Origin of the sequence: Hymenobacter psoromatis, assembly GCF_020012125.1 — a bacterium.
In the GTDB taxonomy this organism is placed as follows: Bacteria; Bacteroidota; Bacteroidia; order Cytophagales; family Hymenobacteraceae; genus Hymenobacter; species Hymenobacter psoromatis.
The window spans coordinates 38,697-53,459 of sequence record NZ_JAIFAG010000003.1 but is presented as its reverse complement, the minus strand read 5'-3'; the positions used below and the strand labels follow the sequence as shown (position 1 = coordinate 53,459).

The 14,763-nt window shown below is 56.8% G+C and carries 16 protein-coding genes and 2 pseudogenes; 10 read left to right on the top strand and 8 right to left on the bottom strand.

Going from position 1 to position 14,763, the window contains the following annotated elements:
* Positions 1 to 307: 307 nt before the first annotated feature.
* Complete coding sequence (locus LC531_RS21985) at positions 308 to 1,135, top strand: IS5 family transposase (protein WP_223648922.1); 828 nt, start codon at positions 308 to 310, stop codon at positions 1,133 to 1,135.
* Positions 1,136 to 1,156: 21 nt separating this feature from the next.
* Here LC531_RS21985 and LC531_RS21980 read toward each other — a convergent pair whose 3' ends face one another.
* Together LC531_RS21980 and LC531_RS21975 are read right to left on the bottom strand one after the other, a co-directional pair.
* Complete coding sequence (locus LC531_RS21980) at positions 1,157 to 2,119, bottom strand: tyrosine-type recombinase/integrase (RefSeq protein ID WP_223654391.1); 963 nt, start codon at positions 2,117 to 2,119, stop codon at positions 1,157 to 1,159.
* Between the two features lie 252 nt (positions 2,120 to 2,371).
* Positions 2,372 to 3,235 (bottom strand): sigma-70 family RNA polymerase sigma factor, encoded by an 864-nt coding sequence (locus tag LC531_RS21975; RefSeq protein WP_223654390.1) that lies wholly within the window; start codon positions 3,233 to 3,235, stop codon positions 2,372 to 2,374.
* Positions 3,236 to 3,747: 512 nt separating this feature from the next.
* Between LC531_RS21975 and LC531_RS21970 the strand changes: the two genes are divergently transcribed.
* The 3 genes from LC531_RS21970 to LC531_RS21960 are packed head-to-tail and all read left to right on the top strand — an operon-like array spanning position 3,748 to position 4,725.
* On the top strand, positions 3,748 to 4,143 hold the full coding sequence (locus LC531_RS21970) for an IS110 family transposase (RefSeq protein ID WP_223654389.1): 396 nt from the start codon (positions 3,748 to 3,750) through the stop codon (positions 4,141 to 4,143).
* Positions 4,144 to 4,173: 30 nt separating this feature from the next.
* Positions 4,174 to 4,428: a hypothetical protein gene (locus tag LC531_RS21965; RefSeq protein ID WP_223654388.1), complete on the top strand. Its 255-nt coding sequence runs from the start codon at positions 4,174 to 4,176 to the stop codon at positions 4,426 to 4,428.
* A gap of 3 nt (positions 4,429 to 4,431) precedes the next feature.
* A complete protein-coding gene (locus tag LC531_RS21960) occupies positions 4,432 to 4,725 on the top strand; it encodes a transposase (RefSeq protein WP_223654436.1) in 294 nt (97 codons plus the stop codon).
* Positions 4,726 to 4,753: 28 nt separating this feature from the next.
* Here the strand turns inward: LC531_RS21960 and LC531_RS21955 are convergent, their stop codons facing one another.
* Positions 4,754 to 5,740 carry an IS110 family RNA-guided transposase gene (locus tag LC531_RS21955; protein WP_223654386.1) on the bottom strand — a complete coding sequence of 329 codons (987 nt, stop codon included), beginning with the start codon at positions 5,738 to 5,740 and terminating at the stop codon, positions 4,754 to 4,756.
* A 408-nt stretch (positions 5,741 to 6,148) separates the two neighbouring features.
* Between LC531_RS21955 and LC531_RS21950 the strand changes: the two genes are divergently transcribed.
* Positions 6,149 to 6,394: a hypothetical protein gene (locus LC531_RS21950; protein ID WP_223654385.1), complete on the top strand. Its 246-nt coding sequence runs from the start codon at positions 6,149 to 6,151 to the stop codon at positions 6,392 to 6,394.
* 652 nt (positions 6,395 to 7,046) lie between these two features.
* The gene (locus LC531_RS21945) at positions 7,047 to 7,358 is read left to right on the top strand and encodes a hypothetical protein (protein ID WP_223654384.1); all 312 of its coding nucleotides are present in this window, start codon (positions 7,047 to 7,049) and stop codon (positions 7,356 to 7,358) included.
* A 243-nt stretch (positions 7,359 to 7,601) separates the two neighbouring features.
* Here LC531_RS21945 and LC531_RS21940 read toward each other — a convergent pair whose 3' ends face one another.
* The 4 genes and pseudogenes from LC531_RS21940 to LC531_RS21925 all read right to left on the bottom strand — a co-directional run bounded on the left by LC531_RS21940 (position 7,602) and on the right by LC531_RS21925 (position 11,518).
* Positions 7,602 to 8,717 carry a hypothetical protein gene (locus LC531_RS21940; RefSeq protein WP_223654379.1) on the bottom strand — a complete coding sequence of 372 codons (1,116 nt, stop codon included), beginning with the start codon at positions 8,715 to 8,717 and terminating at the stop codon, positions 7,602 to 7,604.
* 251 nt (positions 8,718 to 8,968) lie between these two features.
* Positions 8,969 to 9,932, bottom strand: a pseudogene (locus tag LC531_RS21935) (IS481 family transposase).
* Between the two features lie 381 nt (positions 9,933 to 10,313).
* On the bottom strand, positions 10,314 to 11,213 hold the full coding sequence (locus LC531_RS21930; protein ID WP_223654376.1) for an IS3 family transposase: 900 nt from the start codon (positions 11,211 to 11,213) through the stop codon (positions 10,314 to 10,316).
* Positions 11,210 to 11,518 carry a transposase gene (locus tag LC531_RS21925; protein ID WP_223654375.1) on the bottom strand — a complete coding sequence of 103 codons (309 nt, stop codon included), beginning with the start codon at positions 11,516 to 11,518 and terminating at the stop codon, positions 11,210 to 11,212. Before LC531_RS21925 ends, LC531_RS21930 begins: the two co-directional genes overlap by 4 nt.
* Before the next feature lie 203 nt (positions 11,519 to 11,721).
* Between LC531_RS21925 and LC531_RS21920 the strand changes: the two are divergent.
* From LC531_RS21920 to LC531_RS21905, 4 genes and pseudogenes are all read left to right on the top strand, one after another.
* Positions 11,722 to 11,958 (top strand): annotated as a pseudogene (locus LC531_RS21920) (transposase); the annotation flags it as partial.
* A gap of 137 nt (positions 11,959 to 12,095) precedes the next feature.
* Positions 12,096 to 12,569, top strand: coding sequence for a DDE-type integrase/transposase/recombinase (locus LC531_RS21915; protein ID WP_223654374.1), 474 nt, complete (start codon positions 12,096 to 12,098; stop codon positions 12,567 to 12,569).
* Positions 12,526 to 12,837, top strand: a complete 312-nt coding sequence (locus LC531_RS22955; protein WP_223654371.1) for an integrase core domain-containing protein — start codon at positions 12,526 to 12,528, stop codon at positions 12,835 to 12,837. The genes LC531_RS21915 and LC531_RS22955 overlap by 44 nt, the downstream gene beginning before the upstream one ends.
* A 225-nt stretch (positions 12,838 to 13,062) precedes the next feature.
* Positions 13,063 to 13,221 carry a hypothetical protein gene (locus LC531_RS21905; RefSeq protein ID WP_223654369.1) on the top strand — a complete coding sequence of 53 codons (159 nt, stop codon included), beginning with the start codon at positions 13,063 to 13,065 and terminating at the stop codon, positions 13,219 to 13,221.
* A gap of 169 nt (positions 13,222 to 13,390) precedes the next feature.
* Here the strand turns inward: LC531_RS21905 and LC531_RS21900 are convergent, their stop codons facing one another.
* Positions 13,391 to 14,758, bottom strand: a complete 1,368-nt coding sequence (locus tag LC531_RS21900; RefSeq protein WP_223654361.1) for a DNA cytosine methyltransferase — start codon at positions 14,756 to 14,758, stop codon at positions 13,391 to 13,393.
* Positions 14,759 to 14,763 lie beyond the last annotated feature (5 nt).

The following is a 14,763-nucleotide window of genomic DNA, read 5'->3' as shown; positions in this document are numbered from 1 at the left end:
ACAGCGGAGCATACATAGTGTGCCTAATTAATTCGGCCGGTTAAACCCACGCGGTAGAATTCACTTCAAAGTCTTAGGGCGAAAGGAAATACTAGTTTGGGTTGGGTTAGCTGTTGCGCAGGATTCCGGTGGTTTTTCCAGGTTTCATGTCCAGATTTAACAGCGACCGGCTTATAAAAATAGCAGAGCTGTCATCATATACTATTAACTGAGAACCTGTTTAGGAAGGAGGTAGCGGCGAGCAAAACGCAAAAACTCCCACAAAAGCGAGAAATTTGAGGTGCGACCCATCTCCTTTCTCTCCTTCATGGAAGTCCTGACCAAAGATATGATTATCCGCTGGATACTGCCTCATTTGCCCACCCGCACGGGTGGCCGGCGGCCGGCTGCTGACCCGGCCGAGGTCGTTGGAGCCATCTGCTACAAGCTCAAAACTGGCTGCCAGTGGCGGTGGCTGCCCGTCAGAAGCCTGTTCACGGGGCCGCCATTAAGCTGGCAGGGGGTGTACTACCACTTTAACGCCTGGGGCAAGCAAGGAGCCTGGAAAAATCTGTGGCTCACCAGCTTGCGCCTGCATCGACGCCGCCTCGACTTATCCAGCGTCCAACTCGATGGCAGCCATACGCTGGCCAAGAATGGCGGGGCCGCTATCGGCTACCAAGGCCGCAAGGCGGGCCGCACCACCAACGCCCTGTTCCTGGCCGACAACCAGGGCCTGCCGCTGGCTGTGGCCACGCCCCAGGCCGGTAACCAGCACGATACGTTCGAGTTGGAACGGGTGTTTGCCGAGTTGTGCGACTTACTCGAAGCCGCCGAGCTGCGCTTGGAAGGCTTGTTTTTGAATGCCGACAAAGCCTTTGATGTCAGTAGCTTGCGCCAAGCCTGTGCGCGGCGCGGCATCGAAGCCAACATCCCACGCAACCGGCGCTCAGCCGACTGGCAGACCGATGACGACACCCCCCTGGACCCGGAACTCTACCGCCGCCGCCTGGTCATTGAACGCCTCAACGCCTGGCTCGACGGCTTTAAGGCCCTGCTTGTGCGCTACGAAACCAGCTTGCAAAACTGGCTGGCTCTGCACTGGCTAGCCTTTACCGTACTACTACTGCGCAAAATTGCCCCGCCTACTTCCTAAACAGCTTCTGAATCAGCAGGCTTATAATCCTAATTTTTGAGCCGCGTTATGCTGGCGTATATTATCCAAGCGGGTATAGCGGCGAATCATCTCACTCGTCTTGTGCTTGGTCTGGTTCATCACTTCAGAGTCATCGGCCCCAGCCAATTTAGCCACGGTGACAAAGGATGCCCGCAGGGAGTGCGCTGAGTATTTGGAACCCAAATAGCGCTGAACAATCAAATTGAGGTGCTTATCCGTCAGCCGGCGCTCAGTGAGTCGTTCACCTTTGCGAAAGGACACAAATATCGGCCCTGTAGTACGGTCCAGCCTTTTAATCCAGGCCTCCAGAGTGCGGATGGGACATAATTTAAAATCCGGCGAATAGAAAATGGCCTTTTCCTCGGCCGCGCTGTACTGGTTAGTCTTGCTCTTGGCCAAGTTCACAATCAGGCCTTCCTCAGAAAACGACAAGTCCTCAATATTCAGCGCCGCCAGTTCCGAGCGACGAAAGGCCCCCGTAAACCCCAGCAATAAAATCACGCGGTCCCGCAGACCCGCTAGTGTTTTGCCATCGATGCTTTTTACCGTGCGCTTGAAATTGGCCAGTGTAAAGGCCGGGGCCTGTTTTTGCCGCACGCCCTTGACCCGGGCGATGCCCTCCATCAGCACCTTGAACTTCTTATCGTCCGTGGGCGAATCAATCCCCCGCAATGCATGGGCCTTCGCAACGGCCGCGCAGTGGCGCTGAATGGTGGACACCTTTTTACCCATCTCAGCCAAATGCGTCACGAATCCCGCGAGCGTATCTACCGAGCACGGCAACGGCTCCAGTCCGTGTTCGGCGCACCACAACCCGAAGCGTTTCAAATCCCCGGCGTAGGCTTTGGCCGTGTTGGCCGCGCCGCTCAGCCCGGCCTCGACGTAGCGGTTGGTGTGCTCGGCCAGGTGCGCGAGCGCCGACGAGGAGCTGACCGGAATCGAGAGGGCCGAACTGTTTTCCATGTAGCCTATATAATACGGAGTGATACGCGACTTTTTGGAGGCAAATGCGAAGGTAGGGATAAGGTCCGATAAGCGAAGGTTATCGGACCTTATTACACCAGCCGAAGTAGCGCCCTGTTTTCCCTGTCCGAAGCCCGGTTGCTATAATTGCTGAAGCGATGCTTTTGTAAAAGGCACCTTCCTGGCCTTTGCTGGAGTTGTCAGGCGCCAGCTTAGACTGGTCTTCTTAGCAAAGGGAAACTGACAAAGGGGCTAGCCCAGGTACGATTTCAGCGACTGCGAGCGCGAGGTGTGCTTGAGGCGGCGAATGGCCTTCTCCCTTATCTGCCGGACCCGCTCGCGGGTTAAGCTAAATTGCGCGCCGACTTCCTCCAGCGTTTGCGCGGCGTGGCCATTGAGCCCGAAATGGAGCGTAATGACGTCGGCCTCTCGTCGGGTTAGGGTCGAGAGTGCGCGTTGCACCTCCCGGCGCAGGGAGTCATGCAGCAAGCCGGCATCCGGCGTGTCCGCCGCCTCATCCACCAGCACATCGAGTAAGCCGTTTTGCTCGCCCTGCACGAAGGGCGCATCCATCGAGACGTGGCGGCCCGCTATTTTGAGCGTGTCCACTACTTCGGAGGTCGTCAACTCCAGCAGCTCCGCAATCTCGTCGGGCGAGGGTTCCCGCTCAAACTTCTGCTCCAGCTCGGCAAACGAGCGGCTGATTTTATTCAGCGAGCCCACCCGGTTCAAAGGCAGGCGCACGATGCGGCTCTGCTCGGCCAGGGCTTGCAGGATGCTCTGACGAATCCACCACACGGCGTAGGAGATGAACTTGAACCCTTTCGTTTCATCGAAGCGCTTGGCCGCCTTAATCAACCCCAGGTTGCCCTCGTTGATGAGGTCGCCCAGGGTCAGGCCCTGGTTCTGGTACTGCTTGGACACCGATACCACAAAGCGCAGGTTGGCTTTGGTCAGCTTTTCGAGGGCCATCTGGTCGCCCTCGCGGATGCGCTGGGCCAGGTCCACCTCCTCCTCGATTGTCACCAGGCTCACTTTGCCAATCTCCTGCAGGTACTTGTCCAGCGACTGGCTTTCGCGGTTGGTAATCTGCTTGCTGATTTTTAACTGTCTCATGCGGGAACGGCGCGGCGTAGAAAGGGCGATAGCAAGCTATAACTCCCGGGGCGGCGGCTTAGTTTGATGGCCCCAGCGGCGATGCCCCGCCGGAAGGCTCACGGCTGTGGCAAAAGACCGGCCACCGTCTAGTGAGGTAGTTTAGTATGAATGAATATCTTGAGGCATTAGATGCGCCAAGGCGGTATGCCATCTAATGCTACTCACGTAACGTTTATTGAATGTGCGTTTAATTAACATTATAAGCTCCTCTTTTACATATTTTAAACGTTATTTCACAGTATCCTATGTTCACGCACCGGCGGTAACTTGGATGGACACGAAGGAAAAGGGTGGAACAAGATTCTTTGCAGTAGAGGGCGCCCGAGCCCGTTTTACATGACAATCACCACTCTTTTCTAGGGCTACTTTGGACAGTTCCAGTAGGCCAGTAGAGCCTGTATTAGGATAGAAAAAGCTTCCCTAGACTCCTTTTTGTAGGTGCTTCCTTTCACCCCCTTTTCTCCCCGTCCATGTATGCTGCTCCTCTCCCAGTTGTAGGTCTTGACGTGAGCAAGGCCACCTTAGCCGTCTGCTATCAGCGCGGCGCCCACCTGCACCAGCTCGAAGTCAGCAATGATAAGCCTGGCTTCACACACCTACTGCAAGTCTGTGGTACTCAGTGTCTATTCGTTATGGAAGCCACCGGTACCTATTACCTGGCGCTGGCTTACCACCTGCACGAACAAGGTGGACAAGTGGCTGTCATAAATCCGCTGGTTATCAAGCGCTTTATCCAGATGCATCTGGGTAAGGGCAAGACTGACCGCAAAGATGCCCAGTGGCTACTGCGCTACGGCCAGCAGCAATCGGTCAAGGCTTGGCAGCCAGACGAAGTAGTCCTGGTCGAGTGTCGCCAACTAGAGTAGGCAACCGAACAGTTAATAAAGCAGAAAACAATGGTAGCCAATTCGTTAGAAGCCTTACAGCAACAACCTATTGTCAGCCCGATTGCCCAGAACCGGCTTCAGCAAACATGGCAACTGCTCGACGACCAGATTCGAGCGCTCGAAGCCGAATTACTGACCTTGCTTGAGCAGCGTTTTGCGCAGGAAATGAAGCTTTTACAATCCATTCCCGGCATTGGCCGCAAGACGGCGGGGATGTTGCTTTTGTTTGCGGGTGGGTTTACCCGCCTCGATAACTATCGCTAACTCATTGCCAAAGCGGGCCTCTCCCCACGCGAGCACACCTCGGGAACCAGCGTGCGCGGCAAAGCGCGCATTACCAAGATGGGTGGGGCCTTATTACGCGGTAAATTATTCGTGTGCAGCTTCTCGGCCAAGAAGTCGAACGCCGCCTGCAAAGCCCTGTATGAGCGCCTCGTGGCCAAAGGTAAAAACGGCAAAGTGGCCCTGATTGCCGTCTGCAACAAGCTCCTTAAACAAGCCTTTGCTATCATCAAATCAGGCGTGCCCTACCAAGCTGATTTTGCTAAATCCCCTGCTTAAAGCTCGGCCGTTTAACACAGTTCATGAACTATGTTAAAAAGCAAGGAAGTGGGCGTAAAACAGGCTGATAGTTGGGATCAAAATCCTGGTCGAACTTGACGACGGCAAATGCCTGGCGAAGCAGCTTGTTGACGACGGCTATCAGGGCCACCTTGGGCGCTTTGCCCGCCGCTTTCAAGCGCTGATATAATTCCTGGCAGGGCTTATTGTAGCGAATGGCGGACCAGGAAGCCATGTAGAGCATACCGCGCAAGTGCGGGTCGCCGGTCTTACAGATACCCTTGGTTACCTGCGACTTGCCCGACTGATAAATGACCGGTACCACACCGATATACTTGGCTAATGCTTTCGCGGAGTGAAACTGCGCAAAACCGCTGGTCACCTCAATCAGGGCCGTGGCAATCGTGGTAGAGATGCCTTGAATCGAAGTCAGCCGCCGCAACTGGTCGGGAAAATGCTGCTTGGTTAACTGCTCTAACTCGGACGTGACCTCGGTAATGGCGGTCTGAAAGTGGCTGAGCACCTGTTGCAAGCTGCTCCCTACTTGCGCGTCTTGCACCGGCAAGGGCGAAAAAGCGTGCTGGAGATTGGCTAACGAACGCTGCTGTTTTTTATAGTGGCGCAGTAGCGTCCGCTTTTGCTTGAGCCGCAGCAAGACGTCGCTCTCCATCGTGTAATGCGGGGGCTGGACCAGCTGCCCATACCGGGCCAAGAGCACGGCATCGCTTTCATCCGTTTTGGTCACCGCCAGCTGCAACTGGGCAAAATGATGACTTTGCTTCGGATTGATGACCGAAACGACCACCTGCGCCTGGCAAAGCAAATAGGTCAGCAGGACGGAATACGAGCCGGTGGCTTCCAGCACCACCTGCGCCTGGTCAGGCAACTCCTTGATTAGCTTACGAATCGCGTCCGGCGCATTCGCAATGCTGCGCACTTTCCAACTCGTCGCGGTCTGCGGCAAGGCTACGGCTAGCGTGTCCTTGGCTACATCGATTCCAATATACATCTTCATGATAGACAGGGGAAAAGAGATGGGGGAAAAAAGTCAAACGCTGCCAGTTTTAGGGCCTAACATACTACACGCGGGGTTGGCCAGTTGAACTATCCAGGCTGTCAAAACTGACCAGGGTGGGTCGAGACATGAACTACGGGGTTAGCCCCATGTAAAGAGCGGACTTGTTCACCCTGGCTGCGCTTGTTGGTACTCAAGGTACTCGTAACCAGACTTATTTGCTTCGCGCCTCAAACGTAGTATGTAAAAAGGCGACCACTGTTTAAATCACCGTTTTCCTGAACGCATGTCCTGCTAGGCTGGCCAACCAGGTAGACACGGCCACACGAACCTGGGTGCTGGCCTATTTTTCTTCTATATCTTAGCCCGCTGGAAGAACTCACCTTTCTGCTTTTGCCGCCCCGCCCTATGCTCCTGCTCCAGTTCTACGCCCATCTGTTGTTCCGGGCGGCCGCGCTGCTCACGACGGGGCTCGCCCTGGTCTGCCTCGCGGTCATCGTGGTGGTGGGTGGGGCCCTGCCGGGCGTGGAACTGGACAAGCTGGTGACCCGCGCGGCTACGGCGTTGCACCGCGACGCCTGCCGGCTGCTGGCTTCGGCCCGGACCCGCAAAGCCCCTGAGCCCACCGTTTCTGGGTCCGGCGACGCCGGGTAAGACCCGGGGTTTGCCTCCCTCGAAAAGCCGCTGCACCTGCTGGGTCGTAGCGGCTTTTTGGTGGGTATTTATTTTCACATAACCCCCAAAAGGAGGCACTGGGGGCCCTTTATTGCCAGGAAAGAGCTGTCATTGCCTCTAGCAGGGGTTCTTCTTGCAAAAGGGCAATTTTACACGCTAAGCTTCCTTATCAGAAAGGGTAGCCCAAAAACAGGCTAGAAAAGGGCGATTCCAAACAATCCAGCGGGTATGCCAATCTCATCAAAAAGGATTTCCTTTCTGATAATACAAAGGAGGGTTGCTGACAATACTCACTGAATCAAGTCATTAATTTCTTATCGTGTAAATCCGCCCTTTTGCAACAAGAACCCCAGCTACAACAAGGTGGGCACCGGCCAGTGGCGCTACAGCCAGCGCGGCGAGTCGCGTGCTACCATTACACCCAGCAGTGGAGCCTTCACAGGTGCTGCCTGGCCGAGAGGCTGAGCACGCTCTGGACTAGCCCGCAGATGTGATACCAGCCGGTACTAGGTGCCGAGTGAGTGCCGGTGACGCTAAACAGCGGCAGCTCCCCCGTGCGCCGCATAGGTGTGGGCCGGATTGAGATGTCGATAGCGATGACGGTTGCGCGCTTGGCCTACGCGCAGGGCCAATGAGCACCACCGCCAACGAAATCTGGCTGGCCGGCGAGCGCCTCGACCTCGACAGCGAGACGCAGCTGCTGCCCACGTTACAAGCTAACGACCGCACCAAGCTCGAGTCGATACAATCCGATTACTCGCCCGAGTTCTCGGTACCTGGCAACGCGTATAACCACCGCCTGCTGCGCCACGCCGCCAGTAGCCAACCCACCCAGGGCGCGGCGTACCGGCACGTGCCGTGCGTGCTCACCTCGGGCGGGGTAGAGACACTACCTCTGGCGCTTATTAGCTATGTTTTTTCCGACCTGGCAAATGTTTTTTAGCTTCCCGATTCCCATGCTTTTCCCCACTGCGCATATATGTATGTTGATTGGCAGTTGATTGCTGTGGTACACCTTGAGGTACGGTACTCACATTTGTGCTTGTATTAGGCGCCGTTTGCTGTGGTGCCTGCTGAGCTGCTTGCGCGTGCGTCTGCTGTAGACAGAGAAAGAGGAACGGGAAAGCAATTGTCTTTTTCATGGCAGATGAATTGATATTTGACTTATTAGGAAAGACGTATCACATTAAAGATTTCGTTGCATTTTTTTTTGTTGCCTTGGTGTATCCAGTTGCTGATTTTTTAATTGTTGCTCACTTATCGGGTATTGCTGGTTCTGTTGTTTTGGCTCAGTAGAGCCAGCAAACCATACTCTAGAGCTAAAGGGGTCAAAAACTATTTGTTTATAGCCAATTAAAAACGAAGCTCCGATTTGAGCTGCTGCATTAGGCCATGTACCAATACCCGAACATCCCTGCGAGGTAGTGCCATCCTTCACAAAAATAAATGCATTGTGTTCTACTGATGCGGGTTTGCCATCAACGCCTATTACTTCAAAATCATAACCAGGCCCGAGGCGGTACGCAGTACCCTTATCACTACTACCATTACACATAGTCAAATTTATATTTTTTACTTCTATTAGAGGAATACCGGCTGACTTAATTGCGTTAAAAAATGCAAGGTTCACGTTAACGGTATGCGGATAAACGCTATCGTCATAAGCTGGGTCAAGTTGCGCGATAGCTGTAATACCACCTATTTTGACAGGGACTGTTGGCACGTTGATAGTTGTAGCAGGATCCTTAAGTCGGCTAAAGTTATCCGCATAATAACCGTCTGTTGATACAGGTTTAAAACCAGCTTTCATCAAGGCTTCGTCAGTGCAAAATGCTTCTTTTTTTGACTTATATAAGAATTTATTTACGTAGTCTAACGTAAAGACAAACTCCATAAAGAAATCCGTGCCTAGTATTCCAGCTTGTTGTAAGTCGGTGTTATTAACTGTCGTTTTTCTGGCAATAAGCTTGACTGCACCAGTACGACCAAAGAAATCAAATCTATCAAAATAATATGAAAATTCATATGATATAGAATTTCCATTATTTGGCACTGGTTTTATTCCCTGCTTAAACCCTGCTGGGTCTATAGATGTCACATTACTAGCAAAGTCTACTACAAATTCGCCTTCAGCATCACCCAGCTTTACAAGTATGTAAGGCATATTCCGATCAATCTTTATAGCGCGTTTCTCTCCAAAACAATCATTAAGACTATTAGAAGTTGCCGGCGCTTGTGCATTGACAACTAAAGCAGCGGCTGAAAATGCTACCAGAATGGAGGAAGAAATAAGGCGGTTCATATTGCGAAAAGATATTTTCTCAAACGTACTACCTGATCACAGCTTAGAATTCGGTGCTAGCACTGAATCTCAGGCAGGCTAAGTCAGAGGCTATTTTGTGCCTGTTTGGGCGCTGTGCCACAAAAGACCCACTCATCCTAGGAGTACCTAAAAGTAGTCGATAGCTTTGAAATAACGAACTTATTTCTAGCAACATGACCGACCAGCAGAGCCCTGCTATTACCCTACCCATTTCTTGGGCTGAGCTTACTCTAGGTGTATAGTCCCAGGGTGAGGTGGGTGGGGTCACGGATAAAAGTAGTCGGGTTTAAGTGCCATTGTTGGCAAATAAATTCGTGCGGGGTTTTGCCCCGTAACCGTTTAAGGCGTTTACCGTGGTTATAAGCCAATAAAAAGGCTTGCAGGTGCTCATTGAGTTGGGCCGTGGTCTGGTAGTGATACTGGCGCACCGTGGCCTCTTTCAGGGTGCGGTTAAAGCGCTCGACCTGCCCATTAGTCCAAGGATGAGCGGGCTTGGTAAAACGGTGCTCGATGCCGTGCTCGTCGCAGACGCGGTCAAAAATGTGCCGCCAAGCGTACACCTGGTGGGGCATGTTGCCGAATTGAGTGCCATTGTCAGTCAGTACTTTATGCACTTTGTAGGGGATGGCGGCCAGTACCCGGCGCAAAAAGTCGGCGGCCAGCAGTTTCGTGGCGCGGGGGTGGAGTTCGGCGAAGGCCAGCTTGCTGGTGCGGTCAATGGCGACGAAGAGGTAGACGCGGCCTTCTTCGGTATGCACTTCGGCAAAGTCCACGTGCAGGTAGCCAATCGGGTAGTCCTTAAATTTCTTTTTCTTCTCGGCTGGGGCCGGGGCCGGTAGGCGACTAATGCCGTGGCGTTGGAAGAGGCGGTGCAGGGCCGAACGCGAGAGCTGCGGGATGGTCCCAAATGCTTAGGCGCATTTCCTGCAAAGCGTAGAGGCAGTCATCGAGTGGTAGTTGGGTCTGCTGGCGAAAAGCGACCGCGCCGGCTTCCTGCTCGGCCGTAAGGACGGTGGAAACCGGCTTTGGCCCCATCGGCGCGTCGGTGCTCGTGCGCCGGTTACGCCACTTGGTCACCGTCTTCACATTGACCCCATAACGCTTCGCTAAGCTTTGTGCGCTTTCCTGACTTTGCTGGATGCTGCGTCGTACTGCCGGCGTTGTGCGGGCGCTGCCGTGAGGTAATTGTCCCATAAGTGCTGGCGAAGTTCGGTCGTAAAAAGCCCTCCATCACATCCTGGGACTATACACCTAGCCCAATACCTAGCCCTGGCAACACCCGGCGCCCTCTCGCTTGCGGTTGTCCTGCCTGACCTTGCGCCCGAAAAGCTGGCTCAGCTCGGCGAAGCCGACCAGCAGCTACTCGCCGGACGCGTGCTCGCTGAACTTGACGAGTAGGTGCAGGCCGACCTGTTACCCACGCCCGACCTGCTAGAAATTGGGCTAAGTGCTTATGGCCTCTACATGCAGGCGCAGCAGTACCTCGCCACAATTCCTGATGCCCACCCGCTAGCGCACGGTGCCTATCTCTACGCGCTCTATCGCGAGCCGACAGGGTGCAGTGAGGTGGTCCGATTATGCTGGACAGTTTAGGGCATTAAGTTGAAGAAGCTGTTGATGAGTATGATAGGGTGTCTGGTAGTTGATGCTGGAATGCAGGCGCTCGTGATTGTAGTAGTCAAAATATTCGGCGACGCTGGCCTGTGCGTCCGCTAGGTCAGCAAAAACGGGCCGCTCGCGGACTTCCAGGACCTCCGTTTTAAGGCGGGACCACAGACTTTCGGCCTGCGCGTTATCATAGCAGTCGCCACGTCGGCTCTGCGAGCGCACCGCCTGGTGGTCGTGCAGCAATTGCCGATAGGCGTTGCCGCAGTACTGCCCACCGCGGTCCGAGTGAGCCAGGAGGCCCGGCATGGGCGACTGCGCCCAAAAGGCCCTTTGTAAGGCGCTGGTCACCAGCTCTTCGGGCATCGTCGCCCCAACCTGCCAGCCCACTACCAGCTTACTGGCCATATCCTGAAAAGCGCACAGATAGGCCCAGTCGCCGTTGGCCAAGGGTAGGTAGGTGATGTCACTGACCCAGACGCGGTTGGCCTGCGTGGGCTTGGGCTGGTCCAACAGCCGGTTCGGGGCGCACCGCAGCCCGTGCGTCGAGTCGGTGGTGCGCGGCGTAAACGCTTTCGGCTGGAGCGCATGCAGGCCCCGGCGGCGCATGGCCGCCCGCAGGCGCTGACGACCCACCCGGTGCCCCTTTTTTCGTAGCGCTACTTGGAGGCGGCGCGTGCCATAACAGCGCTTATGGACCCCGAAGACCTTGAGCAGCGCCGTTTCCCAAGCTGGTTCTGGCCGATTTACTGCTTGCTGTTGAACCCGTTGCCAGGCGTAGTAGCCGCTGGCCGGTACCTCCACCAGCTGGCAGAGTAGCCGCACGGGGTACTGGTTCCGCTGCGCCTCGATAAAACGGTAGCGGCTCATTGGTCCGGTGTCTGTGAGAAGATGGCGATGGCTTTTTTTAAAATTTCCAACTCCTGCGCCTGCCGCCGATTGGCGGCCCGCAGCTGGCGCAGCTCGGCGGCGGTGGCTGGGTCCAGTTCCGTCCCACGAGCGGCGGCCAGTGGTGTGAGCACTTCCTTTTGCCACTTATAAATGCGTTTGGTGTCGATATTCAGGGCGCGTGCTGCGGCCTGGGTTGAGCGACTTTCACTGGCCAAGCGCAGGGCTTCGGCCCGGAAGGCGGCATCATAACGCCGGCGTTTGCTAGGTTGGGGGCTGTCTTTCATGACGTTCGAAAGATAAGACCCTATTCTGTCCACATTTACCCGACCACCTCACAGAACCGAATCGGGTCAATTAGAGGTTGCCCACGCTGCCGTATTGGCTCGCCCAGTGGCAGAGGTGTGTGCGGATTGATACTATTTCCTAGAAAGCTTTCGCCGTGTGAATGCTGGCGGACCTTTCACTGGGGTAAGGTCACTTCAAGGCCGAAGCGCTGCGCTTGGCCGGCGAGAGCCGCAGCACGCAGGCCGCCGCGCGGCAGTTGGGCATCAGCCCCAAGCTGCTCTACCGCTGGCAGCAAGCGCAGCTCGTGGCTGAAGTGGGCAGTGAGGAAGTGGCCCGTGACCCGGAGGTCCGGGCCCTGCGCGCCCGGCTGAAGCGCGCCGAGCAGGAGCTCGATATTTTAAAAAAAGCCTTGGTCATCTTCGGCCAACCGACCCGGTGAGCACCTACCAGCACATCGCCCAGCGCGCCGCCCACGTGCCCGTGCGCCAGCTCTGCCAGGTGCTGCGCGTGGCCCCGGCCGCGTACTAAGTCTGGCAGCGCCGCCCCCAGCTGCCGGCCGCCGAACCAGCCTGGCAAGTGGCCGTGCGCGAAGCGTTTGCCTACCACAGCCAGCGCTACGGCACTCGTCGGTTACGGGCGGAAGTGCAGGCCCAAGGCCACGCCGTGGGCCGCTGGCGCATCCGCCGCGTGCTCAAAGCCCACGGCCTGCGGGCGCAGCAGCCGCGCTCGTTTGTACCGCGCACCACCGATTCGGACCCGGCCGTGCGCGCCACGCCTAACCGCTTGCTGGGCCAGCCTGCCCCCACCACCCCCAACCGGGTGTGGGTGGGCGACATCACCTACCTGCCCCGCCAGGGCGGCGGCTGGCTCTACCTGGCCGTCTGGCTCGACCGCTGCTCGCGAAAAATTGTGGGCTGGGACATGCGCTCTCGCCATGCCCGAGGGCCTGGTCAGCGAGGCCTTGCGTCGCGCCCTGGCCGTGCGCCGGCCCCCGGCCGGGCTCGTCGTGCACTCCGACCAAGGCAGCCAGTACACGGCCACCCGCTTTAAAGCCTTGGTTGCCCAACACGGCGCCGTGCAAAGCATGAGCCGGCGGGGTAACTGCTACGATAACGCCCATGCCGAATCCTTCTGGAGCCGTTTCAAGGCCGAACCACTCGACGGCGGCTACTTCCCCGGCCTGGCCGAAGCCAAGCTCGAAATCAGTCACCACATCGCCTACTACAACGCCGAACGCCGGCATTCCGCCCTCGGCTACTGCTCACCCAACCACTTCGAAACCCAACTTAAAACCACGTCCCAGTTCTGTCTGGCCTAGCTAGACCACCTCACTGGACGGGGTAGAGCTGTGGCACATATAGAACTAAAAGGGTCCCGCGCCATTTCGGCCGGGGCTTTTTTGTTTCGTTAATTCTAGCTTCAGTAGCTCAGTGCCGCTGGAAGATTATGAGCAGGGGTTGCGACTGCCAGGGGAATGAAAAAGCTTCGACATTTGGCCTGCACCACGACGGACGCTAGGGGCAGGGCCATGTCCACGGCAGCTTTGAGTTCGTCCTTGAGCAGCTTGCGGGCCGTTTCCAGGGCGGCCGCGGCGGCCTCGTGGGCGCGGGTTAATGCTGGCGTGGGGCGTGCCGCGCTGGGCGCGTACCTGGTGCAGTTCGTCGTCCCAGTGCTCGGGCCTCACCACGACCCCGGTGCCTAGGCGCAGGCAGTGGCCCTCCCACCAGGTGGTAAGCTAGATTTGGGCGGTGCTGTCGCTGGCCAGGCGGTTGAGGCGCAGCTGGTAGGTTAATTCTATCGGTGGGTAAATTAAAGCCCAGCGCATAAGAGAGTGTCTTCACGCGCTGGGCTTAAAACTAGGTAGGCTAGGCTTACGCCGTGCAATCGTCAGCAGGAGGAGTAGCTAGGGCTAGTTGTAGCTGCTGGGTAACGCCAAACTTTGTAACGCCGCGCTGGTGACACCGGTGGTTGGCGGGCATCATTTCCGCTACGGGCGGGATTTCACCGCGTAGTAAGTGCCGTAACACGTTGCCATGCAGCTCAGTGAAGCGTGGTGGTACGGCTTCGCCAATCATCTGCCGGATTTTACCCAGTGCTCCCTTAGCCAGTACTTCGCCCCACTTAAAATCGTCAGGAAAGGTCTGAAGCCGGGCGCACTCGCGCACGCTGAGCAGGCGGTGCTCTGTGGGATGAATGTTGATGTCGCTGCCCAGGTGGCCGCTGGCCGTTGTGACCGTGGAGGCGACGGCGTGTTCACTCATGCGGCGGTAGCTAGAGCTGCGAAAGCCGTTGATGAGCCGCACCGTGCCATCCTTCTCGCGCACGATGGGCCGTAATAGCGGTTGGCCGCACTGCGGGCACGCGTGGTCGTTAGGACCAATAACTTGCTGGGAGTTGTCGCAGTTACTTTCACACTGCGTGTTGTCCCAGGCGCTGCCACCGTTCGGAGCTGTGGCAGCCGTCATAAGGTAGCGGCGGTCGTCTTCGGCCCAGCGGCCTACGGAGTGCAGCCGGTCTCCAGGCGTGGTGGCGGTGTGGTCCCAGCGCGGGTCGAGCGGGGGCAGGGGGTGCTCCTGGAAGTGCTGCCCGAAGCTGACGCGGTTGCCGGCGTGCGTGAGAGCCGGAAAAGGCGTAAGGCCCTGCGCAATGAGGGCATCCAGTGCCGGCTCGCCGCGCCGGATGAGCGTAATGAAGCAGCGCTTACGCGTTTGAGGCACGCCGTAGTCGGCCAAGTCTACGATGACGGGAAAGAAGTAGTACTCCGCTCCAATGCGCTCCAGCAGCAGGCGCGGGGCTGAAATGCCCCGGCCCGTTTCGGGGTGCGGCACGAGCTTGGTGAGGAACTGCGGCACGTTTTCGAGCACCACCATGCGGGGGCGCAGGCACTGAATGACGTCGGCTACTACTTCCACCAGCAGGTTGCGCTGGTCGCGGGCCCCATGCTCGGGGTTGTCGCCCCGGCCCATGCCCGAGCGGGCCGAACTCATGCCCTGGCAGGGGGGACAGGCGCAGAGCAAATCGGGCCGCTCGGTGCGGGTCCGCCGGAAAAACCAATCCATTACGACGTCGCGCCAGGTTTTGCGCAGGTCGCCGGCGATGCCAATGGCACGGGGGTGGTTCAACTTACACACTTCCAAACGTTGGCGCTCCAACTCGGCCATGATTTTGAAGCCAAAGCCGGCTCGGCGGTAGCCAACATCACCGGCTCCACAGTTGGAAAAAAGGCTAACAGCTTGCATGGCGA

What these genes read in the sequence shown, in the direction of transcription:
- LC531_RS21985 (WP_223648922.1), top strand. Translation starts at nt 308, where the DNA reads ATGGAAGTCCTGACCAAAGATATGATTATCCGCTGGATACTGCCTCAT.
- LC531_RS21980 (WP_223654391.1), bottom strand. Translation starts at nt 2,119, where the DNA reads ATGGAAAACAGTTCGGCCCTCTCGATTCCGGTCAGCTCCTCGTCGGCG.
- LC531_RS21975 (WP_223654390.1), bottom strand. Translation starts at nt 3,235, where the DNA reads ATGAGACAGTTAAAAATCAGCAAGCAGATTACCAACCGCGAAAGCCAG.
- LC531_RS21970 (WP_223654389.1), top strand. Translation starts at nt 3,748, where the DNA reads ATGTATGCTGCTCCTCTCCCAGTTGTAGGTCTTGACGTGAGCAAGGCC.
- LC531_RS21965 (WP_223654388.1), top strand. Translation starts at nt 4,174, where the DNA reads ATGGTAGCCAATTCGTTAGAAGCCTTACAGCAACAACCTATTGTCAGC.
- LC531_RS21955 (WP_223654386.1), bottom strand. Translation starts at nt 5,740, where the DNA reads ATGAAGATGTATATTGGAATCGATGTAGCCAAGGACACGCTAGCCGTA.
- LC531_RS21950 (WP_223654385.1), top strand. Translation starts at nt 6,149, where the DNA reads ATGCTCCTGCTCCAGTTCTACGCCCATCTGTTGTTCCGGGCGGCCGCG.
- LC531_RS21945 (WP_223654384.1), top strand. Translation starts at nt 7,047, where the DNA reads ATGAGCACCACCGCCAACGAAATCTGGCTGGCCGGCGAGCGCCTCGAC.
- LC531_RS21940 (WP_223654379.1), bottom strand. Translation starts at nt 8,717, where the DNA reads ATGAACCGCCTTATTTCTTCCTCCATTCTGGTAGCATTTTCAGCCGCT.
- LC531_RS21930 (WP_223654376.1), bottom strand. Translation starts at nt 11,213, where the DNA reads ATGAGCCGCTACCGTTTTATCGAGGCGCAGCGGAACCAGTACCCCGTG.
- LC531_RS21925 (WP_223654375.1), bottom strand. Translation starts at nt 11,518, where the DNA reads ATGAAAGACAGCCCCCAACCTAGCAAACGCCGGCGTTATGATGCCGCC.
- LC531_RS21900 (WP_223654361.1), bottom strand. Translation starts at nt 14,758, where the DNA reads ATGCAAGCTGTTAGCCTTTTTTCCAACTGTGGAGCCGGTGATGTTGGC.